Genomic DNA, 19,640 nt, shown 5'->3' on the forward strand with positions numbered 1-19,640 from the left:
CGGCGCCGTATCGGCCGCCATGCGAAACGGTCGTGCAACACAGGCCGCACAACGCGGCATGACAGGGATGTCATGCCGCGTTGTCTTTGGGTTTCCCGCTTTATTTCGTCATACGAATGGCCGATGCCGGGCCGCCGCCGGTCGTCGTCGGGCGGCATGGAATAACCGGCCGCTTTCGTCCGTTTACATACCGAGTCCCGGCACGACCGCCCGGCGGGATAATGGTCTCGACGAAGCCGATCATCCCGTCCGGCGCCGCCATGTCGCGATGCCATGTCAAAAGGAGAACGGGAATGAAACGAATGCTCCTCGCCGCCGCGATGATGGCGGCGATCGTGCGGCCGGCGGCCGCGGAACCGCCACAGGTCGCCGACGGGAAACTGGTCGACGAAGATCACATGACGCTGTACGTGTTCGATCATGACGCGCCCGGCAAGAGCGCGTGCGACAGCGCGTGCGCGGCCAACTGGCCGCCCGCGATCGCCGACGCGTACGACAAGGCGTCGGGCGCGTGGAGCCTCGTCACGCGCAGCGACGGCAAGAAGCAATGGGCGTACCACGGACGCCCGCTGTATCGCTGGAAGATGGACCACAAGGCCGGCGACGCGGGCGGCGACGGGATCGGCGGCATGTGGCACGTTGCGCGTCCGTAACGGCGCGGCGACGCGCGAGGCATCGATGAGCTACGAATCGGACCTGCTGGTATGGCTGCCGCATCTCACGCGCTATGCGCGCGCGCTGACGGGCGACCGGGCCTGGGCGGACGATCTCGTGCAGGACACGCTCGAGCGTGCGCTGAACCGGCCGCCGCGCGACGGCGGCAACCTGCGCGCGTGGCTGCTGACGCTGCTGCGGCACCGCTTCATCGACCAGTTGCGGGCGCGGCACGAGATCGCGGTCGACGATGCGACGGCGCCGTGGCAGACGATGGCCGCGCCGTCCGGCGAGATCGGCGGGCTGGTGCTGCGCGACGTGCAGCGCGCGCTGTACCGGCTGCCCGTCGAACAGCGCGAGGTGCTGCTGCTGGTCGCGCTCGAGGAGTTGAGCTATCGCGACGCCGCGCAGGTGCTCGGCGTGCCGGTGGGAACGGTGATGTCGCGGCTCGCGCGGGCGCGCGGGCAGATGCGCGCACTGCTGTCGGACGAGCCGTCGGCACACGGCACGGCCGCGTTACGGGTAATCAGGAAGACATGATGGACGAACCGCACAAGCCTTCGAACGATCGGGACGACGATGCGTCGGCGCAACTGCTGTCCGCATTGCTGGATGGCGAGCTGTCCGGGCACGAGCGGAACGAGATGCTCGAGCGCCTGCAGTCTGATCCGAAGGAAGCCGAACGATTCGCGCATTACCGCGCCCAGCGCGACGCGCTGCAGGCACTGTTTCCGTTGCCGGGCGCCGCGCCCGCGCTGTTCGTGCAGCGCCGCGCGCCGCGCCGGCGCGGGTTCGCGTATGCATTCGCGGGGCTGGCGGCCGGGCTGCTGATCGGCGTCGCGCTGCACGCGGGCTGGGCCGTGTTCGGCAGCGAACCGGCATTCGCCGCGCGCGCGGATGTCGCGTATGCGGTGTACGCACCCGATCGCGAGCATCCGGTCGAGGTCGGCGCGGGCGATCCCTCGCACCTTGCCGCGTGGCTGTCGGCACGCGTCGGGCGGTCCGTGCGTGCGCCGTCGCTCGACGAATACGGCTATGTGCTGCTGGGCGGCCGGTTGCTGCCCGGCGAAGCGGGGCCGGCCGCGCAGTTCATGTACCAGCGTGCGGACGGCGAGCGCGTGACGCTGTACATGACCGCGTACGACGCGCGGCACCTCGCACCGCAGGCGATGTCGGCCGACGGCCGCTACACGTATTTCTGGTCGGATCGCGGCATCGGTTATGCATTGTCCGGCCGCGGCGACGAACGGCGCCTGCGCGAGCTCGCGATCGAAGCGTGCGGTGCGCTCGGCGGCTCGACCGATGCGTGGAAGGGATGATGCGCGCGGCGTCGGCAGGGAGCAGGCGATGAAGATGACGAAGAAGATGACGACGGCGCTCGTGCTGATGCCGGTGCTGGCGGCGCTCGCCGCGGGCGCCACGCTCGCGCGGGCCGACAGCGATGCGCCGGTGCGCGTGCCGGTCGACGCCGACGGCGTGCAGCGGGTGGCGATCGTCGGCGGCAGCTATTTCTTCCATCCGAACCACGTGATCGTGCGCGCGCACGTGCCGGTCGAGCTGACCGTGTCGGCCGAGCCCGGCGTGGTTCCGCACAGTTTCGAAATCGATGCGCCGCAGGCCGGCATCGCGGTCCACACCGAACTGGCCACGACGCCGAAGAAGCTTCGCTTCACGCCGGCGCAGCCGGGCCGGTTCGCCTACTATTGCACGCATCGGCTGCTGTTTTTCAGGAGCCATCGCGAGCGCGGGATGGAAGGCGTGCTCGACGTCGAGGCGGCGCCGTGATCGCCGCGTTGCTGGCTGCGAGCCTGATAGGAGCGAGCATGACAGCCGATCCCGTGACCGTCGCGCAGGCGCACTTCGACCACGTTCGCTCGTACCGCGCGACGATCCGCTCGTCGGCGCGGGGCGGCGAACACGCCGAAATCCGCTACGCGTACCTGAAACCGGGCTTCGTCCGGATGGACTTCGTGTCGCCTCATCACGGCGCGGTGCTCGCATACGATCCCGGCGACGGCAAGGTGCGGCTGCGCCCGTTCGGCGCGCACGCGCCGCCCGCGTTGATGCTGTCGCCGTCCAATCCGCTCGTGCGCGACCGCAGCGGCCACCGGGTCGACCGGTCCGACGTAGGCGAACTGCTGCGCAACGTTCATGCGCTGCAGCAGGGCGGCGCGACGGTGACCGAAGGCGAGGAGGCCGTCGGCGGCCGGACCGCGCTGCGCGTGTCGGTCACGGGCGCGCCTGCGCATGCGGTCGACGGTGTGCACCGCTACCGGCTGTGGCTGGACGCCGAGGACGGCTTCCCGCTGAAGGTCGTCAGCTTCGCGGACGATGGCGACGTGCCGCTCGAAACAGTGACGCTCGACAATATCGAGATCGACGTCGCGTTTCCCGAGCGCTTCTTCGCGCCCTGAACGGTGCGCCGATTCATGTCCCTGACGCGCATGCCGGAGGCTGCATGGCGGAATACCGGTTCTCGACGATCTGGCGTGTGGACGCGCCGCTCGCGGTGGTCTGGGACGCGATCTACCAGGTCGACCGCTGGCCCGACTGGTGGAAGGGCGCGGTACGCACCGTCGAGATCGAGCAGGGCGACGCGCGCGGCGTGGGCGCACTGCACCGATATACGTGGAAGGGCGCACTGCCGTACCGGCTGACCTTCGACATGCGCGTGCGGCGCGTCGAGCCGCCGCATGCGCTCGAAGGCCGCGCGAGCGGCGCGATCGAAGGCGACGGATGCTGGTCGTTCACCGGCGACGGCGCATGCACCGTCGTGCGCTACGATTGGCACATCCGCACGCAACTGAAGTGGATGAACTGGCTGGAGCCGATCGCGCGTCCGCTGTTCCGATGGAATCACGACGTCGTGATGCGCGAAGGCGCGAAAGGGCTTGCGCGGTTGCTGGGCGCGGCGGTCGAGACGGAGGGCCGGACCTTCCGGCCGCTGTCGGGCGCGGGCTGCGCCGATACGTAACGACGTGTGACGGCGCGTGACGGCGATCCGCGCCGCTCAGCGCGCGTACGCCATCACCGCACCGTCGACGACGAGCGCAACGTGTTCGCCGACGGCCGGACACCGGTGTCCCGGCACGCGTACGCGTACGAACACGTCGGATCGGCATCGATGCATCGGCGGGGAGGGCGCGCAAGGGGCGTCCGGCGTGCGCGAAGGTGGCGCTGCAGCATGCCGGATCGGCGCCGGCGCGGTTTTTTTGATGCGATGTCGCCGGCGTCAGGAACTCCGTGCTTACCCGATGTCCAAACGGGGCTGGATGGGGTTCGCGGGCCCCTCGGGCCTGCCGGTCAGGCCGGTCAGCGTTCGTCAGGGTTTTGTTTTGAAAGGGTTTTTTGTGGTTTTTGAGCGTTTTCCCTCTACCGTGCCGCTCCAAAAAATTCGTCCGATTTCCCTTCTTGAATTTGTCAAACCCCGTCCATATAATTAGCACTCGCTGCACGAGAGTGCTAACAATTCTCTGCCGGGCGTTCCGCCGGGCAGATTCCCCAAGCGTTCTTCAATCTCAGTCAAGAGAGGAGTGAATATGAACCTTCGTCCTTTGCACGATCGCGTGATCGTCAAGCGTCTGGATCAAGAAACCAAGACCGCCTCGGGCATCGTCATCCCCGAAGCCGCTGCTGAAAAGCCGGATCAAGGCGAGATCCTCGCGGTCGGCCCGGGCAAGCGTGACGACAAGGGCGCCCCGATCGCGCTCGACGTGAAGGTTGGCGATCGCGTCCTGTTCGGCAAGTACGCAGGCCAGACCGTGAAGGTCGACGGCCAGGAACTGCTGGTCATGCGCGAAGAAGACATCATGGCCGTGGTCAACGCTAACTAAGCGTCCTTCGACGGTACATATTCCCAAGAATTCAAGGAGTTAGAAGATGGCAGCTAAAGACGTCGTATTCGGCGATTCCGCCCGTTCGAAGATGGTCGAAGGCGTGAACATTCTCGCCAACGCAGTCAAGGTCACGCTGGGTCCGAAGGGCCGCAACGTGGTGCTCGAGCGCAGCTTCGGCGGCCCGACGGTCACCAAGGACGGTGTGTCGGTCGCGAAGGAAATCGAGCTGAAGGACAAGCTCCAGAACATGGGCGCGCAAATGGTCAAGGAAGTCGCTTCCAAGACCAGCGACAACGCAGGCGACGGCACGACGACGGCAACCGTCCTCGCGCAATCGATCGTTCGCGAAGGCATGAAGTACGTCGCATCGGGCATGAACCCGATGGACCTGAAGCGCGGCATCGACAAGGCAGTCGCAGCGGCTGTCGAAGAGCTGAAGAAGATCAGCAAGCCGTGCACGACGAACAAGGAAATCGCACAGGTCGGCTCGATCTCGGCGAACAGCGATTCGTCGATCGGCGATCGCATCGCTGAAGCGATGGACAAGGTCGGCAAGGAAGGCGTGATCACCGTCGAAGACGGCAAGTCGCTGGCCGACGAACTCGACGTCGTCGAAGGCATGCAGTTCGACCGCGGCTACCTGTCGCCGTACTTCATCAACAACCCGGACAAGCAAGTCGCCGTCCTCGACAACCCGTTCGTGCTGCTGCACGACAAGAAGGTGTCGAACATCCGTGATCTGCTGCCGGTGCTCGAGCAAGTCGCGAAGGCTGGCCGTCCGCTGCTGATCATCGCTGAAGACGTCGAAGGCGAAGCGCTCGCAACGCTGGTCGTCAACAACATCCGCGGCATCCTGAAGACCGTCGCGGTCAAGGCGCCGGGCTTCGGCGATCGTCGCAAGGCGATGCTGGAAGACATCGCGATCCTGACCGGCGGTCAGGTCGTCGCGGAAGAAACCGGCCTGACGCTCGAGAAGGCAACGCTGGCAGAACTGGGCCAGGCGAAGCGCATCGAAGTGGGCAAGGAAAACACGACGATCATCGACGGCGCAGGCGAAGCCGTGAACATCGAAGCACGCGTGAAGCAAGTGCGCGCGCAAATCGAGGAAGCGACGTCGGACTACGACCGTGAAAAGCTGCAAGAGCGCGTGGCCAAGCTGGCCGGCGGCGTGGCAGTGATCAAGGTCGGTGCTGCGACCGAAGTCGAAATGAAGGAAAAGAAGGCACGTGTCGAAGACGCACTGCACGCAACGCGCGCAGCTGTGGAAGAAGGCATCGTGGCAGGCGGCGGCGTCGCGCTGATCCGCGCTCGCACCGCGATCGCAGGCCTGACCGGCCTGAACGCCGACCAGAACGCCGGCATCAAGATCGTGCTGCGCGCAATGGAAGAGCCGCTGCGCCAGATCGTCACGAACGGCGGCGAAGAAGCCAGCGTCGTGGTGGCGGCAGTTGCTGCAGGCAAGGGCAACTACGGCTACAACGCAGCGACGGGCGAGTACGTCGACATGGTCGAAGCCGGCGTCGTCGACCCGACCAAGGTCACGCGCACCGCACTGCAGAACGCAGCTTCGGTTGCAGGCCTGCTGCTGACGACGGACGCAGCCGTTGCAGAACTGCCGAAGGAAGATGCACCGATGCCGGGCGGCATGCCGGGCGGCATGGGCGGCATGGGCATGGACATGTAATCGACTTCGGTCGATGGTGTCCGGAACGCGCAGCGATGCGCGTTCCAGCCAAAAGAAAGGACCCGCAGCGATGCGGGTTTTTTTTTATGTGCGCGCGGAAATCGGAAGCGTGAGCAGGCCGGCCGGGCGGCGCACCCGATGACTGAGCCTCGTGCGGCGGCGGGCATCCCCGCCACGCCCGACTCAGTGCCGGTGCGACGTCCTCGGCACCGGTTCGACCTTCGTGGCCGGCGGCGTGTCCGCGTCGTCGTTGCTGCGCGCCCAGAAGAACCGGTCGGGCAGGTACGCGCCCATGCCGGGCCGGAACGCGTCGCGCACGGCCTGGTACAGGTACTCCTGCGCTTCGCGGACCGCCTCCGGCGGCTCCTGGCCGTTCGCGAGCAGCGCCGCGATGGCCGCGCCGAGCGTATCGGTGATGCCCATCAACCGGTGCGGCGAGCGATCCCACATGTCCTCGCGGAGCTGGCCTTCCTCGCCGTACAGCGTGTTGACGAGCCGGTGCGAGCCCGTTTCGGACGACAGGATGTACTCGCAGCCCTGCGACAGCAGGTGCGATACGGCCGCATCGAGATTCGGCGCCTCGGCGTCGCCGTCCGGCTGCGCGAGCGCGATCAGCGTCGCGTAGTCGGCGACCAGCAGCGTCGTCTGCGGCGCCAGCAGGTCGGCGATCGACTCGCGCAGGTCGTCGGCCGCGAGCACGTGCTCGTCGTCGAGCGTAAAGTCCGGCGCGAGCACGAGCGGCACGCCGTCGTAGTCGGCGACGACCTCGGCGATCGCGCTGACGACTTCCGCGCGCGTCGCCGCGCCGATCTTGAACGCGGCGACCGGCATGTCCTCGAGCAGCATGCGCGCCTGGGCGGCGACGACGTCGGGATCGAGGCCGGTCACTTCGTCGCAGGCGGCCGAGTCGCGCACGGTGTAGCCCGTCAGGACGGACACGCCGTGGCAGCCCATGCTCGCCAGGGTCATCAGATCGGCTTGGAGGCCGGAGCCGCCGGTGGGATCGGACAGGCCGAAGGTGAGGACGATCGGAGGGGCGTTGCTGGACATGTAAAAATGGGGCAAGAGAAAAACGGGAAAGCGACGGAGATGCGGACGGCGAGGCGAAATGGGCTTTTTCGGCCCTGTGTTGCCCGGCAGGCCGCACTTTTCAGCCATTATGCGGCGGAATTCTGCCCGCACGACGGATTTTTTAGCGCAGCGCAACGTAGTCGTCGTACTCCAGCGCGATTGCTAGGCAGTCCGGCCCCGACACGGTACCATCATGGCTCCCGAATTTACCGACTTTCCCGACGCGGCTTAAGATGGAATACAAGAGCTGGATGTGCCTGATTTGTGGCTGGATTTACGACGAAGAAGCCGGGCTGCCGGAAGAGGGCATTGCCCCGGGCACGCGCTGGGAGGACGTCCCGATCAACTGGACGTGTCCCGAATGCGGCGCCCGCAAGGAAGACTTCGAGATGGTCCAGATCTGACCGGACCTTCAGCCCACGGACACCCCGCTCCGGCCTCGCATCGGCCCGGCGCTCGCGCGCCGAGGTTCGTGCGAGCGGCTTGACGATGACAGGCGCGCGTGTCCATGACGTCCGATCCGGCGAACGTTCCCCTCCCTGACGCACTGCCCAACCCGCGCGGCGGGGCCGTGCGCGCGGCCGACGCGTGGCTCGCGGCGGCCGCCGACGCATTCGAGCGTCGCGACGACGCGGTCGCGCCGCTGTCCGCGGCGGCAGCCGTGCTGGCGGAAGCCGGCTGGCTGCCGGCCGCGCGTTTCGCCGGGCAACTGTCGGCCGCCGCGCCGCTCGTCGCCGTCGAGCCGACTTCGGCCGGCTGGCGTGCCGCGCTGCGTGATTTCCGCGCGGCCGTCGGGCGCCACAACCTGCGCGAGCTCGCCTGCTCGCCGGTTCTCTTCGAGCATTTCCGTGCATTGCGCGCACAAAGCGCCGCCGACCTGCGAGCGAACACGCCGCTCGACGCGCTCGCGCTCGTCGGCCGCGCGGTGCCGCCGGCCACGCTGCGTGCGTTGCCCGATGCGTTCGCGACCCGGGTACGCGCCCGCTACGAGCAGGCGCTGCTCGCCGCGCTGCGTGCGCAGCCCGGCGCGCCCGACGCGGCGTTCGATGAACTCGATGCGATGCAGGCCGCGCTGGCCGACGACGCGCCGTACGATTTCTGGCGGCTCGCGGCCGCATGCCTGCGCGCGCTGCGCGCGAGCCGCGCGCCCGAACTGAAGCGCTTTCTCGCACGGACGAACCTGCTGCTCGGCGAGCACGCGCAGGGCCGGCGCAGCGCGCCGCCCGAGCTCGTGCGCGAGACGGTGGCGCTGCTGTGGCGCGATTTCGCGCTGTTCGGCGCCGCGGCCGAGGACGTCGCGCTCGTCGACGTACTGCACGACTACGGGCTGACGGTCGACTGGCACGTCGCCGGCACGCCGGCATCCGAAGCGCTGTGGGAGGCCGATGCCGCGCGGGCCGAGCACGACGCGGTGGCCGTCGCGCCGACCCGCGCGCTCGGCGTCGTGACCGTCAATGCGCATGCGTATGAGGATTTCCTGCAGACCGCCGATGCGTCGATGGCCGACCTCGCGGCCGATCCGGCCGCGGCCGACACGAGTGCCGCGTGGCGCGCGTCCGGCGCCGCCTACCGGGTCGGTACGGCCGCGTGCGCGCTCGGGCTCGGCCACGCGGCGCTGCTGGCCGACACGCTCGGCCTCGCGTGGCGCCGTGCCGCGCACGGCGTGCTGCTCGCCGACGGCGGCCTCGACGCGCACGGTCACGCGTCTGACATGTTGCGCGCGGCGCTGCTGAAGATCGCGGCCGGCGTGGCGCCGCCGGACCTGACCGCGGCGTCCGAAGCACTCGGCGCGGCGCTCGGCCGGACCTGACGAACAAGGGACGGACACGCGGCGGCGGCCCTTGCCGCACGGGCCCGCAACACGCTGCCGACAGTGCCCGCGCGCGTGTTAGAGTGCCGTGTGATCCGCGCGCGTCGTTGCCAGCGCGGCGCGGCGTTGCTTGTTGATCGCGGCCCGGTCAGGCCGCGGCGTCTTTGCTAAAATTCAAACCATGTCAAAGCCTTCCGATCGCATCAACCTCACCAACCAGTTCCTGATCGCCATGCCGAACATGGCCGATCCGACGTTCTCGGGAACGGTGGTCTACCTTTGCGATCACAGCGAGCGCGGTGCGCTCGGCCTCGTCATCAACCGTCCCACCGACATCGACCTCGAATCGCTGTTCAACCGCATCGACCTGAAGCTCGACATCGAGCCGCTGCTGCACATCCCCGTGTACTTCGGCGGCCCGGTCCAGACCGAGCGCGGCTTCGTGCTGCACGAGCCGGTCGAGGGCGCGAGCTACAACTCGTCGATGTCCGTCGACGGCGGGCTGGAGATGACAACGTCGAAGGACGTGCTCGAGGCGGTCGCGACGGGCACCGGCCCGAAGCGCTTCCTGCTGACGCTCGGCCATGCGGGCTGGGGCGCAGGGCAGCTCGAGGAAGAAATTTCCCGCAACGGCTGGCTGACGGTCGCCGCCGATCCGCGCATCGTGTTCGACACGCCGGCCGAGGAGCGCTTCGAAGCCGCACTGGGCCTGCTCGGCGTCAGCTCGTCGATGCTGTCCGGCGAAGCAGGGCACGCATGAGCGGCGCGAGCGCGCGCGATGCGACGCTCCTGGCGTTCGACTACGGCGAAAAGCGAATCGGGGTCGCGATCGGCAATGCGCTGACGCGCTCGGCCCGCGCGCTCGTCGTGATCCAGAACCTGAACCGCGAACACCGCTTCAAGGCAGTCGGCGACCTGCTGGCCGAATGGCGGCCGGACGCGCTCGTCGTCGGCCTGCCGATGCATCCGGACGGCACGCCGCACGACATGACGCAGCAGGCCAAGCGCTTCGGCAACCAGCTGAACGGCCGCTTCGGGCTGCCCGTCACGTGGGTCGACGAGCGCTATTCGTCGGTCGAGGCCGAGGCCGGGCTGCGCGAGCGCAACGTGCGCGGCCGCGCACGCGCCGAGATGCTCGATGCCGAGGCCGCGCGCGTCATCCTTCAACAGTATCTCGATCAATTGTCCGACCATGAGCACCATTGACGCCGAGGCGCTTTACCGCGTCCTGCTCGACCAGATCCGCGCCGCGTACGGCACGGCTTTCGCCGAACCGGGCGGCCCGCGGCTCGCCGGCATCTACAGCGGCGGCGCGTGGCTCGCCGAGCGCCTCGCGCGCGATCTCGGCGCGCCGGCGTTCGGCGTCGTGAACGTCGCGCTGCATCGCGACGACTACGCGAAAAAGGGGCTGCACAGCCAGGCCAGCCCGACGTCGCTGCCGTTCGATGTCGACGGCGCGCGCATCGTGCTCGTCGACGACGTGCTGTACACCGGGCGCACCGTGCGCGCGGCGCTCAACGAGCTGTTCGACTACGGCCGTCCGGCCGCGGTCGAGCTCGCGGTGCTCGCCGATCGCGGCGGCCGCGAGCTGCCGGTCGCCGCGCGCTTCGCGGGCGGCGCGCTCGACGTGCCGGCCGGCGCGACGCTCGTGCTCGCGCGCGATGATGCCGCGCAGTTCACGCTGCGCATCGAGGCGCACGGCGCCTGAACGACACGCGAAACCGTATCCCGGGCCGCTGGTTTGCACCGCGGCCCGTTTGCATAGTTGGAATCACGCACACCATGACCACCGACACCACTGGCCGCACCGGCAATCCCGCTGCGGCCGCGAGCCCCGACCGGTTCCGCTACGGTTTCCTGAAGGGCAACCCGCAGCTCACGAAAAACGGCGAGCTGAAGCACCTGCTGTCGATCGAGGGCCTGCCGCGCTCGATCGTCAACCACATCCTCGATACGGCCGAGCAGTTCGTCAGCGTGACGGACCGTGAGGTGAAGAAGGTGCCGCTGCTGCGCGGCAAGTCCGTCTTCAACCTGTTCTTCGAGAACTCGACGCGTACGCGCACGACCTTCGAGATCGCCGCGACGCGCCTGTCGGCCGACGTGCTGAACCTGAACATCAATGCATCGTCGACGAGCAAGGGCGAATCGCTGCTCGACACGATCAACAACCTGTCGGCGATGCATGCCGACCTGTTCGTCGTGCGCCACGCGTCGAGCGGCGCGCCGTACCTGATCGCCGAGCACTGCGCGCCGCACGTGCACGTGATCAACGCCGGCGACGGCCGCCATGCGCACCCGACGCAGGGCCTGCTCGACATGTACACGATCCGCCACTACAAGCGCGACTTCACGAAGCTGCGCGTGGCGATCGTCGGCGATATCCTCCATTCGCGCGTCGCGCGCTCCGACATCCACGCGCTCACCACGCTCGGCGTGCCGGAAGTGCGCGCGATCGGCCCGCGCACGCTGCTGCCGGGCGGTCTCGAGCAGATGGGCGTGAAGGTGTTCCACAACCTCGACGAAGGGCTGAAGGGCGTCGACGTGATCATCATGCTGCGCCTGCAGAACGAGCGGATGAGCGGCGCGCTGCTGCCGTCCGCGCAGGAGTACTTCAAGACCTGGGGCCTGACGCCCGAGCGCCTCGCGCTCGCCGCGCCCGACGCGATCGTGATGCACCCGGGCCCGATGAACCGCGGCGTCGAGATCGACTCGCAGGTCGCAGACGGTCCGCAGTCGGTGATCCTCAACCAGGTCACGTTCGGCATCGCCGTGCGGATGGCGGTGATGGGCATCGTCGCCGGCAACAACGACTGAGCCCGCTTTCGCGCATCCTTATTCACGCAATCAACGCATTCACAGACAGCGCATGAAGATTCATATCAAAGGCGGCACGCTGATCGACCCGGTCGCCGGCACCGAGCGGCAGGCCGACGTATTCGTCGCGGCCGGCAAGATCGCCGCGATCGCCGAAGCCGGCGCGGCGGCGCCGGCCGATTTCAACGCCGCGAAGACCATCGACGCGTCGGGCCTGATCGTCGCGCCCGGCCTCGTCGACCTGTGCGCGCGGCTGCGCGAGCCCGGCTACGAGCACAAGGCGACGCTCGCATCCGAGATGGCCGCGGCCGTCGCGGGCGGCGTCACGACCCTCGTGTGCCCGCCGGACACCGATCCCGTGCTCGACGAGCCGGGCCTCGTCGAGATGCTCAAGTTCCGCGCGAGCAACCTGCGCCAGGCGAACGTCCATCCGCTCGGCGCGCTGACCGTCGGCCTCAAGGGCGAAGTGATCACGGAGATGGTCGCGCTGACCGAGTCCGGCTGCGTCGGCTTCACGCATGCCAACGTGCCGGTGCGCGACACGCAGGTGCTGCTTCGCGCGCTGCAGTACGCAAGCACCTACGGCTACACCACGTGGCTGCGCCCGCTCGACGCGTTCATCGGCCGCGGCGGCGTCGCCGCGAGCGGCGCGCTCGCGTCGCGGCTCGGGCTGTCCGGCGTGCCGGTCGCAGCCGAGACGATCGCGCTGCACACGATCTTCGAACTGATACGCGTGACGGGCGCGCGCGTGCACCTCGCACGGCTGTCGTCGGCGGCCGGCCTCGCGCTCGTGCGCGCGGCGAAGGCCGAGGGGCTGCCCGTGACCTGCGACGTCGGCGTGAACCACCTGCACCTGATCGACGTCGACATCGGCTATTTCGATTCGCAGTTCCGGCTCGACCCGCCGCTGCGCAGTGAACGCGATCGCGAAGCGATCCGCGCGGCGCTTGCCGACGGCACGATCGACGCGATCTGCTCCGACCACACGCCCGTCGACGACGACGAGAAGCTGCTGCCGTTCGGCGAAGCGACGCCCGGCGCGACGGGGCTCGAGCTGCTGCTGTCGCTGACGCTGAAGTGGGCGGACGAGACGCGCACGCCGCTCGCGCAGGCGCTGCGCCGCATCACGTCCGCGCCGGCCGACGTGCTGCAGCTGCCGGCGGGCCGCCTGGCCGAAGGCGGTGCGGCCGACCTGTGCGTGTTCGACCCGCGCGCGCACTGGCGCGTCGAGCCGCGTGCGTTGAAGAGCCAAGGCCACAACTCGCCATTCCTCGGCTACGAACTGCCCGCCTGCGTGCGTACGACGCTCGTCGCCGGGCAGATCGCGTTCGAGCGCAACTGAACCACGCCGGACCCTCGCCATGACTGCCATTCGCAAGCTGCGTCTCGTCTTTCATCTGTTGCGCGGCATGGCGATCGTCGCGCTGCGTTTTTCGCACGTCACGCCCGCGCGCCGCGCCGAGATGACGCGCCGCTGGTCGCTCAAGATGCTGCGGATCTGCGGGATGCGCATCGTCGTCCACAACGACGGCGCGCGGCTCGACGCGAGCGCGCTCGTCGTCGGCAACCACGTGTCGTGGCTCGACATCTACGCGGTCAACGCGTGGCGGCCGACGCCGTTCGTGTCGAAGGCCGAGGTGCGGCAGTGGCCGGTCGTCGGCTGGCTCGCCGAGAAGCTCGACACCGTGTTCCTGCAGCGCGAGAAGCGCACCGAGGCGATGCGGATCATGCACGAGATGGCCGAACGCCTGCGCAACGGCGGGCTGATGTGCGTGTTTCCGGAAGGCACGACGTCCGACGGGCAGGAACTGCTGCCGTTCCATGCGAACCTGTTCCAGGCTGCGGTATCGGCCGGCTGCGCGGTGCAGCCGATCTGTCTGATGTACGAGGACGCGCAGCGGCGGCAGTCGGTCGCGCCGGCCTACACGGGCGAGCTCTCGCTCGGCAAGTCGCTCGACATGGTGCTGCGCGGCGGCCCGCTCGTTGCGCACCTGTACGTGTGCGAACCGATCGCGCCGGGCGGCGACCGGCGGGCGACATCCGCGGCGGCGCGCGACGCGATCGCGGCCGCGCTCGCATCGCTGCAGGAGAAGGTCGGCAAGCCGTCGGCCGAGTCGCTCGCGGAGCTGGCGAAGCATGCGTATCCGGTGACCGAGCTCGGCGCCGGCGCGTCAGGCGACGGGGCGGCCGACGAGCCGGTGCCGGGGCGCGAGGGGTAAGGTGCTTCCCGGTCGTACGACTCAGCGCGCGGTCATTCGCCGCCCGGCGCGAGGCACGCTTCGCATTGCACCTGCGTGACCGTGCGCTGCGCCGGGTCGGCCGTCAGCCGCACGGCCGACAACTGGTTTCCCCATACGCATCCCGAATCGAGCGCGACGACGTTCTCGCGCAGCATCAGGCCGAGCGCGGCCCAGTGCCCGAACACGACCGTCACGTCCTCCGTGCGGCGCCCCGGCACGTCGAACCATGGCAGGTAGCCGGGCGGCGCGCTGTCCGGGCCGCCGTTCGCCTTGAATTCCATCGTGCCGTCGGGCGTGCAGAAGCGCACGCGCGTGAACGCGTTGAACGCGACGCGCATCCGGTCGCGCTTCTTCAGGTTCGGGTTCCATTGGTTCGGCTCGTTTCCGTACAGGCCTTGCAGCGTTTCGCGCCAGTCGGGGGCGCGCAGCGCGCGCTGGAGTTCGTCGGCGAGCTCGAGCACGAGCGTGGCGTCCCATTGCGGCAGCACGCCCGCATGCACGAGCAGCATTCCGTCTTCGAAGTGCGCGAACGGGCGGTGGCGGACCCAGTCGAGCAACGCGTCGGCGTCCGGCGCGTCGAGGATCTCGCCGATCGTGTCGCCCGGGCGTTCGGTGCGCAGGCCGGCGGAGACGGCCAGCAGGTGGAGATCGTGATTGCCGAGTACCACGGTCGCACGCGGGCCGAGGTCGACCAGCGCGCGCAGCGCGGCGAGGGAGTCCGGCCCGCGGTTGACGATGTCGCCGGCGACCCAGAGCGGGGTGTCGGCGGCGGGCGAAAGCTGATCGAGCAGCGACTGGAAAGCTGAATGACAGCCTTGGATGTCGCCGATGGCGATGGGGGGGCGGATCATGAAGGGCGAGTCCTGCGGTTTTCCAACAAACAAGAAAAATGATCGGTTTCAGCCAGCATTCTGCAACTGCAATTTCCCGAAATGCCATCGATCTGGCAAGAAATTTTATTCTCGCCAAGGGTGCGGAGCGCTGTATCAAGTTGTTAGCGGCATGGCTTTTGCGGCGGGCGGCTCCCTATAATTGTCGTTTTCCCGAACAAAATTAGCATTTCATGACTTTGGCGGCCATGTTGACCGGTTAAAATTCCCGGTTTGGCGCAGCGACCATGGTTGCTTGCTACGAATCTGATGCGGCCGGTGTTCCACGAGCCTGCCGCGCATTACTAGAGGGAGCCTCATGATCCTGGTTACGGGCGGCGCAGGTTTTATCGGTGCCAACTTTGTACTTGACTGGCTGCGCAATTCCGACGAGGCCGTGCTGAACGTCGACAAGCTGACGTATGCAGGGAACCTCCGCACGCTCCAGTCGTTGGACGGGAACCCGAAGCATGTGTTCGCGCGTGTCGATATCTGCGACCGTGATGCTCTCGATGCGCTGTTCGCCGAGCACAAGCCGCGTGCGGTGCTCCATTTCGCAGCTGAAAGCCACGTCGATCGTTCCATTCACGGCCCCGCGGATTTCGTGCAGACCAATGTCGTCGGCACGTTCACGCTGCTCGAGGCAGCCCGTCAATACTGGAACGGCCTGAACGATGCGGACAAGGCGGCATTCCGCTTCCTGCACGTGTCGACCGACGAGGTGTTCGGTTCGCTGTCCGCCACCGACCCGCAATTCTCCGAGACGACGCCGTACGCGCCGAACAGCCCGTATTCCGCGACGAAGGCCGGCTCGGACCATCTGGTGCGCGCTTACCACCATACGTATGGTTTGCCGACGTTGACAACGAACTGTTCGAACAACTACGGCCCGTACCAGTTTCCCGAGAAGCTGATTCCGCTGATGATCGCGAATGCGCTCGGCGGCAAGCCGCTGCCCGTGTACGGCGACGGCCAGAACGTGCGCGACTGGCTGTATGTCGGCGATCACTGCAGCGCGATTCGCGAAGTGCTCGCACGCGGCGTGCCCGGCGAGACGTACAACGTCGGCGGCTGGAACGAGAAGAAGAACCTCGAAGTCGTGCATACGCTGTGCGATCTGCTCGACAAGGCACGCCCGAAGGCCGCGGGTTCGTACCGCGATCAGATCACCTACGTGACGGATCGTCCCGGTCACGATCGCCGTTATGCGATCGATGCGCGCAAGCTCGAGCGCGAGCTCGGCTGGAAGCCTGCGGAAACGTTCGAGACCGGGCTGGCGAAGACGGTCGACTGGTATCTCGACAATCAGGCCTGGGCCGACGAAGTCGCGTCGGGCGAGTACCGCAAGTGGGTCGAAACCAACTACGCGAAACGTACCTGAGGAGCGATGCGATGGCACGTAAAGGCATAATCCTCGCGGGCGGCTCCGGCACGCGGCTGTATCCGATCACGCATGTCGTGTCGAAGCAGCTGCTGCCGGTGTACGACAAGCCGATGATCTATTATCCGCTGTCGACGCTGATGATCTCGGGCATCCGGGATGTGCTGATCATCTCGACGCCGCAGGACACGCCGCGCTTCGAAGCGATGCTCGGCGACGGCAGCCAGTGGGGGATGAACATCCAGTACGCGGTGCAGCCGTCGCCTGACGGCCTCGCGCAGGCGTTCATCATCGGCAAGGAATTCGTCGGCAACGATCCGTCGGCGCTGATCCTCGGCGACAACATCTTCTACGGCCACGATCTCGCGAAGCAGCTCGAACGTGCGCATGCGCAGGAAACCGGCGCAACGGTGTTTGCGTACCACGTGCATGACCCGGAGCGTTATGGCGTCGTCGAGTTCGACAAGTCGTTCCGCGCGCTGTCGATCGAAGAGAAGCCCGCGAAGCCGCGTTCGAACTACGCGGTGACCGGCCTGTACTTCTACGACAATCGCGTGTGCGATATCGCGGCAGACATCAAGCCGTCGCCGCGCGGCGAACTGGAAATCACCGACGTCAACTCGCGGTATCTCAAGGATGGCGCGCTCAATGTCGAGATCATGGGGCGCGGTTACGCATGGCTCGATACCGGCACGCACGATTCGCTGATCGAGGCGGCCAGCTTCATCGCGACACTGCAGAGGCGACAAGGGCTCGTGGTCGCGTGCCCGGAGGAAATCGCCTACCGCCGCAACTGGATCGACGCGGAGCAAGTGCTGAAGCTTGCACAGCCGCTCGCGAAGAACGCGTACGGGCAGTACCTCAAGAACATTCTCACGGATCAAGTCGCATGGCCATCCAAGTAACGGCGACGGAGCTGCCCGAAGTCAAGATCATCGAGCCGAAGGTATTCGGCGATGCGCGCGGATTCTTCTACGAAAGCTTCAACGGGAATGAATTCGCCGAACAGGTCGAACCGGGCATCGAATTCGTGCAGGACAATCATTCGCGCTCGTCGAAGGGCGTGCTGCGCGGGTTGCACTATCAGGTGCAGCACGCACAGGGCAAGCTCGTTCGTGTCGTCGAAGGCGAAGTGTTCGATGTTGCAGTCGATATTCGCAAGAGTTCGCCGAACTTCGGCAAGTGGGTGGGTGTCGTCCTGTCGAACGACAATCATCGCCAGCTGTGGGTGCCGCCCGGGTTCGCGCACGGTTTCGTCGTGCTGTCGGATGCCGCGCAGTTCCTGTACAAGACGACCGATTACTGGTTCCCCGAACACGAGCGCAGCATCGTGTGGAACGACCCGGCGATCGGGATCGAATGGCCGATCGATTTCGCGCCGCTGCTGGCGGCGAAGGATGCGGCCGGCAAGCGTTTGAGCGAAGCCGAAGTCTATGCGTGAGGTGGGTGTGAAACCTGAACCGACGATCCTCGTGACGGGCGTGAACGGCCAGGTCGGATTCGAACTGCTGCGCTCGCTGCAAGGCCTGGGACGTGTGGTGGCGTGCGACCGCTCGATGCTCGATCTGTCCGATCTCGAGCGTGTGCGCGGTGTCGTGCGCGCGTTGAAGCCGTCGATCATCGTGAATCCGGCTGCCTATACGGCTGTCGACAAGGCGGAGACGGACGTCGACGCCGCGCGTCGCCTGAATGCCGAGGTGCCGCGTGTTTTCGCGGAGGAAGCGGCGCGCACCGGCGCGGCGCTGGTTCATTACTCGACCGATTACGTGTTCGACGGCACCAAAGAGGGCGCCTATGTCGAAACGGATGCGACCAACCCGCAGAACGTCTATGGGCTGACCAAGCTCGAAGGCGAGCAGGCTGTCGCAGCGACGGGATGTGCGCACCTGATCCTGCGCACGAGCTGGGTGTACGGGCGGCGCGGCAAGAACTTTCTGCTGACGATGCTGAAGCTCGGGAGCGAGCGTCCGGAACTGCGCGTAGTCGCGGACCAGATCGGCGCGCCGACCTGGTCCAAGACCATCGCCACGGCTACGTCGCACATCGTCGCGCAAGCGCTGGCGGCCGATGGATCGGATTGGTGGGCGCGGCATTCGGGCGTCTACCACTTCACGTCGGCCGGCGCGACGTCATGGCACGGCTTTGCCGAAGCCATCTTTGCGAACGCGATGGGCGAGCGTGCGCCGAAGGTCGTGCCGATCCCGGCGAGCGACTATCCGGTGCCTGCCAAGCGTCCTTCCAATTCGCGACTGTCGCACGACAAGCTGACCGCAGCATTCGGGTTGCGGTTGCCGGACTGGGCCGATGCGTTGAAGCTGTGCCTGAGTGAGTAACTTGACCCCATCTCCCTCGCATCAGGAACGAACCGGTGTCGTGATCGTGTTTTATCGACCGGATCACGGCTGCGTGGCGCGCGCGAATCGGCTCGCCACGGTGTGGCCGTGCGTGGTGATCGACAATACGGAGAGCGTGTCCACGCCGGAAGCGCTTGGGCTGGATTCGCGCATCGACTATGTCCCGAACGGCGCCAACTTCGGTATCGCAACGGCGCTCAACCAGGGTATCGAGCGGCTGATCGCGGCGGGCTGCACGTCGGTATTGCTGTTCGATCAGGACAGCGAGCCCTCGGACGAATTGCTGGTCGAACTGCCCCGGACACTGGCGGCCGAGCGCATGAGCAATCGTCGCGTGGCGCTCGTCGGGCCGGCGTACGAGGATGCGCGGCTGGGTGGAGTCGCGCCGTTCGTTCGCTTCGGTTACCTGAAGTTGCGCCGAGTGCAGCCGGACGGCGTGAAGCCGGTCGACGTCGACTTTCTGATTACGTCGGGGTCGTGCGTGAATCTCGAGGTCTGGCGCGACATCGGCCCGATGGACGATGAGCTGTTCATCGATTTCGTCGATCTCGAATGGTGCGTCCGGGCTCGCTCGAAGGGTTATTCGGTGCTCGGCGCGCCGGCGTTGCGACTCACGCACGAACTGGGTGGCGAGCCGGTGAAGGTTTTCGGACGAAGCTACCCCGGGCACAGCCCGGTTCGGCATTATTATCTGTTCCGCAATGCGATCGCGCTGATCCGGCGCGCCTATGTGCCATGGAGCTGGAAGTCGACGGAACTCGTCAAGATGCCGGTCCGGCTGGTGATCTATGCATTGTTCATGCGGCCTCGCGTCGCACACCTGCGGTTGTCGCTGCTGGGGATCTGGCACGGACTGACCGGTCGGACTGGCGCGCTCTGACGCACGGGAACGGCCTGTTTTTCAATTTTCACTCAATTAGAAAGCTT

General features: G+C 67.1%; 23 protein-coding genes. 21 read left to right on the plus strand and 2 right to left on the minus strand.

Translation table 11 applies throughout. From position 1 onward, the window contains the following. Nucleotides 1-293 precede the first annotated feature (293 nt). The 8 genes from OEJ37_RS12480 (at nt 294) to groL (ending at nt 6,174) form a co-directional block, all read left to right on the plus strand. On the plus strand, nt 294-653 hold the full coding sequence (locus OEJ37_RS12480; RefSeq protein ID WP_174421348.1) for a hypothetical protein: 360 nt from the start codon (nt 294-296) through the stop codon (nt 651-653). Nucleotides 654-678: 25 nt separating this feature from the next. Further along, nucleotides 679-1,194 carry a sigma-70 family RNA polymerase sigma factor gene (locus tag OEJ37_RS12485; RefSeq protein WP_174421349.1) on the plus strand — a complete coding sequence of 172 codons (516 nt, stop codon included), beginning with the start codon at nt 679-681 and terminating at the stop codon, nt 1,192-1,194. Then, complete coding sequence (locus tag OEJ37_RS12490) at nt 1,191-1,973, plus strand: anti-sigma factor family protein (protein ID WP_174421350.1); 783 nt, start codon at nt 1,191-1,193, stop codon at nt 1,971-1,973. Before OEJ37_RS12485 ends, OEJ37_RS12490 begins: the two co-directional genes overlap by 4 nt. Before the next feature lie 34 nt (nt 1,974-2,007). After that, nucleotides 2,008-2,439, plus strand: coding sequence for a quinol oxidase (locus tag OEJ37_RS12495; protein ID WP_411859262.1), 432 nt, complete (start codon nt 2,008-2,010; stop codon nt 2,437-2,439). Then, nucleotides 2,436-3,068, plus strand: coding sequence for a LolA family protein (locus OEJ37_RS12500; RefSeq protein WP_174421351.1), 633 nt, complete (start codon nt 2,436-2,438; stop codon nt 3,066-3,068). Before OEJ37_RS12495 ends, OEJ37_RS12500 begins: the two co-directional genes overlap by 4 nt. 44 nt (nt 3,069-3,112) lie before the next feature. After that, on the plus strand, nt 3,113-3,628 hold the full coding sequence (locus OEJ37_RS12505; protein ID WP_175947327.1) for an SRPBCC family protein: 516 nt from the start codon (nt 3,113-3,115) through the stop codon (nt 3,626-3,628). A gap of 565 nt (nt 3,629-4,193) precedes the next feature. After that, nucleotides 4,194-4,487: a co-chaperone GroES gene (locus OEJ37_RS12510; RefSeq protein ID WP_026044985.1), complete on the plus strand. Its 294-nt coding sequence runs from the start codon at nt 4,194-4,196 to the stop codon at nt 4,485-4,487. Nucleotides 4,488-4,533: 46 nt separating this feature from the next. Then, nucleotides 4,534-6,174 carry a chaperonin GroEL gene (gene groL, locus OEJ37_RS12515; RefSeq protein WP_031402778.1) on the plus strand — a complete coding sequence of 547 codons (1,641 nt, stop codon included), beginning with the start codon at nt 4,534-4,536 and terminating at the stop codon, nt 6,172-6,174. 183 nt (nt 6,175-6,357) lie between these two features. Here groL and OEJ37_RS12520 read toward each other — a convergent pair whose 3' ends face one another. Further along, complete coding sequence (locus OEJ37_RS12520) at nt 6,358-7,224, minus strand: hydroxymethylpyrimidine/phosphomethylpyrimidine kinase (RefSeq protein ID WP_034182874.1); 867 nt, start codon at nt 7,222-7,224, stop codon at nt 6,358-6,360. A 254-nt stretch (nt 7,225-7,478) separates the two neighbouring features. On the opposite strand from OEJ37_RS12520, the gene OEJ37_RS12525 reads away from it, so the two are divergent. The 8 genes from OEJ37_RS12525 to OEJ37_RS12560 all read left to right on the plus strand — a co-directional run bounded on the left by OEJ37_RS12525 (nt 7,479) and on the right by OEJ37_RS12560 (nt 14,088). Continuing rightward, complete coding sequence (locus OEJ37_RS12525) at nt 7,479-7,649, plus strand: rubredoxin (RefSeq protein ID WP_004186709.1); 171 nt, start codon at nt 7,479-7,481, stop codon at nt 7,647-7,649. A gap of 104 nt (nt 7,650-7,753) precedes the next feature. Further along, nucleotides 7,754-9,055 (plus strand): hypothetical protein, encoded by a 1,302-nt coding sequence (locus OEJ37_RS12530; RefSeq protein WP_263344445.1) that lies wholly within the window; start codon nt 7,754-7,756, stop codon nt 9,053-9,055. A 181-nt stretch (nt 9,056-9,236) separates the two neighbouring features. Further along, a complete protein-coding gene (locus OEJ37_RS12535; RefSeq protein WP_006491354.1) occupies nt 9,237-9,815 on the plus strand; it encodes a YqgE/AlgH family protein in 579 nt (192 codons plus the stop codon). Further along, on the plus strand, nt 9,812-10,261 hold the full coding sequence (gene ruvX / locus OEJ37_RS12540; RefSeq protein WP_027788201.1) for a Holliday junction resolvase RuvX: 450 nt from the start codon (nt 9,812-9,814) through the stop codon (nt 10,259-10,261). The genes OEJ37_RS12535 and ruvX overlap by 4 nt, the downstream gene beginning before the upstream one ends. Continuing rightward, a complete protein-coding gene (gene pyrR, locus OEJ37_RS12545; protein ID WP_175919007.1) occupies nt 10,248-10,763 on the plus strand; it encodes a bifunctional pyr operon transcriptional regulator/uracil phosphoribosyltransferase PyrR in 516 nt (171 codons plus the stop codon). Before ruvX ends, pyrR begins: the two co-directional genes overlap by 14 nt. 74 nt (nt 10,764-10,837) lie before the next feature. Then, nucleotides 10,838-11,869: an aspartate carbamoyltransferase catalytic subunit gene (locus OEJ37_RS12550; RefSeq protein ID WP_027807413.1), complete on the plus strand. Its 1,032-nt coding sequence runs from the start codon at nt 10,838-10,840 to the stop codon at nt 11,867-11,869. A gap of 52 nt (nt 11,870-11,921) precedes the next feature. After that, nucleotides 11,922-13,211 (plus strand): dihydroorotase, encoded by a 1,290-nt coding sequence (locus tag OEJ37_RS12555; protein ID WP_175947595.1) that lies wholly within the window; start codon nt 11,922-11,924, stop codon nt 13,209-13,211. A 19-nt stretch (nt 13,212-13,230) separates the two neighbouring features. Beyond that, entirely contained in the window at nt 13,231-14,088 is an 858-nt protein-coding gene (locus tag OEJ37_RS12560) for a lysophospholipid acyltransferase family protein (protein WP_174420045.1), read from the plus strand. A gap of 32 nt (nt 14,089-14,120) precedes the next feature. On the opposite strand, the gene OEJ37_RS12565 is transcribed toward OEJ37_RS12560, so the two are convergent. Beyond that, on the minus strand, nt 14,121-14,960 hold the full coding sequence (locus OEJ37_RS12565; protein WP_174420046.1) for a symmetrical bis(5'-nucleosyl)-tetraphosphatase: 840 nt from the start codon (nt 14,958-14,960) through the stop codon (nt 14,121-14,123). A 337-nt stretch (nt 14,961-15,297) separates the two neighbouring features. Between OEJ37_RS12565 and rfbB the strand changes: the two genes are divergently transcribed. The 5 genes from rfbB to OEJ37_RS12590 are packed head-to-tail and all read left to right on the plus strand — an operon-like array spanning nt 15,298 to nt 19,593. After that, nucleotides 15,298-16,359 (plus strand): dTDP-glucose 4,6-dehydratase, encoded by a 1,062-nt coding sequence (gene rfbB / locus OEJ37_RS12570; protein WP_263344446.1) that lies wholly within the window; start codon nt 15,298-15,300, stop codon nt 16,357-16,359. 11 nt (nt 16,360-16,370) lie between these two features. After that, nucleotides 16,371-17,264 carry a glucose-1-phosphate thymidylyltransferase RfbA gene (rfbA, locus tag OEJ37_RS12575; protein WP_263344447.1) on the plus strand — a complete coding sequence of 298 codons (894 nt, stop codon included), beginning with the start codon at nt 16,371-16,373 and terminating at the stop codon, nt 17,262-17,264. Next, nucleotides 17,249-17,800, plus strand: coding sequence for a dTDP-4-dehydrorhamnose 3,5-epimerase (gene rfbC, locus OEJ37_RS12580; protein WP_263344448.1), 552 nt, complete (start codon nt 17,249-17,251; stop codon nt 17,798-17,800). Before rfbA ends, rfbC begins: the two co-directional genes overlap by 16 nt. Continuing rightward, the gene (rfbD, locus tag OEJ37_RS12585) at nt 17,793-18,692 is read left to right on the plus strand and encodes a dTDP-4-dehydrorhamnose reductase (RefSeq protein ID WP_174420050.1); all 900 of its coding nucleotides are present in this window, start codon (nt 17,793-17,795) and stop codon (nt 18,690-18,692) included. Before rfbC ends, rfbD begins: the two co-directional genes overlap by 8 nt. A 40-nt stretch (nt 18,693-18,732) precedes the next feature. After that, nucleotides 18,733-19,593 (plus strand): glycosyltransferase family 2 protein, encoded by an 861-nt coding sequence (locus OEJ37_RS12590; RefSeq protein ID WP_174420097.1) that lies wholly within the window; start codon nt 18,733-18,735, stop codon nt 19,591-19,593. Nucleotides 19,594-19,640: the final 47 nt, after the last annotated feature.

The organism is Burkholderia sp. BKH01 (assembly GCF_025685725.1).
GTDB lineage: Bacteria > Pseudomonadota > Gammaproteobacteria > Burkholderiales > Burkholderiaceae > Burkholderia > Burkholderia pyrrocinia_C.

Excerpts from the sequence above, each read along its gene's own strand:
- OEJ37_RS12510 (WP_026044985.1), top strand. The coding sequence starts at position 4,194 with ATGAACCTTCGTCCTTTGCACGATCGCGTGATCGTCAAGCGTCTGGAT.
- OEJ37_RS12550 (WP_027807413.1), top strand. The coding sequence starts at position 10,838 with ATGACCACCGACACCACTGGCCGCACCGGCAATCCCGCTGCGGCCGCG.
- OEJ37_RS12480 (WP_174421348.1), top strand. The coding sequence starts at position 294 with ATGAAACGAATGCTCCTCGCCGCCGCGATGATGGCGGCGATCGTGCGG.
- rfbD (WP_174420050.1), top strand. The coding sequence starts at position 17,793 with ATGCGTGAGGTGGGTGTGAAACCTGAACCGACGATCCTCGTGACGGGC.
- OEJ37_RS12495 (WP_411859262.1), top strand. The coding sequence starts at position 2,008 with ATGACGAAGAAGATGACGACGGCGCTCGTGCTGATGCCGGTGCTGGCG.
- OEJ37_RS12490 (WP_174421350.1), top strand. The coding sequence starts at position 1,191 with ATGATGGACGAACCGCACAAGCCTTCGAACGATCGGGACGACGATGCG.
- OEJ37_RS12485 (WP_174421349.1), top strand. The coding sequence starts at position 679 with ATGAGCTACGAATCGGACCTGCTGGTATGGCTGCCGCATCTCACGCGC.
- OEJ37_RS12565 (WP_174420046.1), bottom strand. The coding sequence starts at position 14,960 with ATGATCCGCCCCCCCATCGCCATCGGCGACATCCAAGGCTGTCATTCA.
- rfbB (WP_263344446.1), top strand. The coding sequence starts at position 15,298 with ATGATCCTGGTTACGGGCGGCGCAGGTTTTATCGGTGCCAACTTTGTA.
- ruvX (WP_027788201.1), top strand. The coding sequence starts at position 9,812 with ATGAGCGGCGCGAGCGCGCGCGATGCGACGCTCCTGGCGTTCGACTAC.
- OEJ37_RS12525 (WP_004186709.1), top strand. The coding sequence starts at position 7,479 with ATGGAATACAAGAGCTGGATGTGCCTGATTTGTGGCTGGATTTACGAC.
- OEJ37_RS12530 (WP_263344445.1), top strand. The coding sequence starts at position 7,754 with ATGACGTCCGATCCGGCGAACGTTCCCCTCCCTGACGCACTGCCCAAC.
- groL (WP_031402778.1), top strand. The coding sequence starts at position 4,534 with ATGGCAGCTAAAGACGTCGTATTCGGCGATTCCGCCCGTTCGAAGATG.
- rfbC (WP_263344448.1), top strand. The coding sequence starts at position 17,249 with ATGGCCATCCAAGTAACGGCGACGGAGCTGCCCGAAGTCAAGATCATC.
- OEJ37_RS12535 (WP_006491354.1), top strand. The coding sequence starts at position 9,237 with ATGTCAAAGCCTTCCGATCGCATCAACCTCACCAACCAGTTCCTGATC.
- OEJ37_RS12560 (WP_174420045.1), top strand. The coding sequence starts at position 13,231 with ATGACTGCCATTCGCAAGCTGCGTCTCGTCTTTCATCTGTTGCGCGGC.
- OEJ37_RS12505 (WP_175947327.1), top strand. The coding sequence starts at position 3,113 with ATGGCGGAATACCGGTTCTCGACGATCTGGCGTGTGGACGCGCCGCTC.
- OEJ37_RS12555 (WP_175947595.1), top strand. The coding sequence starts at position 11,922 with ATGAAGATTCATATCAAAGGCGGCACGCTGATCGACCCGGTCGCCGGC.
- rfbA (WP_263344447.1), top strand. The coding sequence starts at position 16,371 with ATGGCACGTAAAGGCATAATCCTCGCGGGCGGCTCCGGCACGCGGCTG.
- OEJ37_RS12520 (WP_034182874.1), bottom strand. The coding sequence starts at position 7,224 with ATGTCCAGCAACGCCCCTCCGATCGTCCTCACCTTCGGCCTGTCCGAT.
- pyrR (WP_175919007.1), top strand. The coding sequence starts at position 10,248 with ATGAGCACCATTGACGCCGAGGCGCTTTACCGCGTCCTGCTCGACCAG.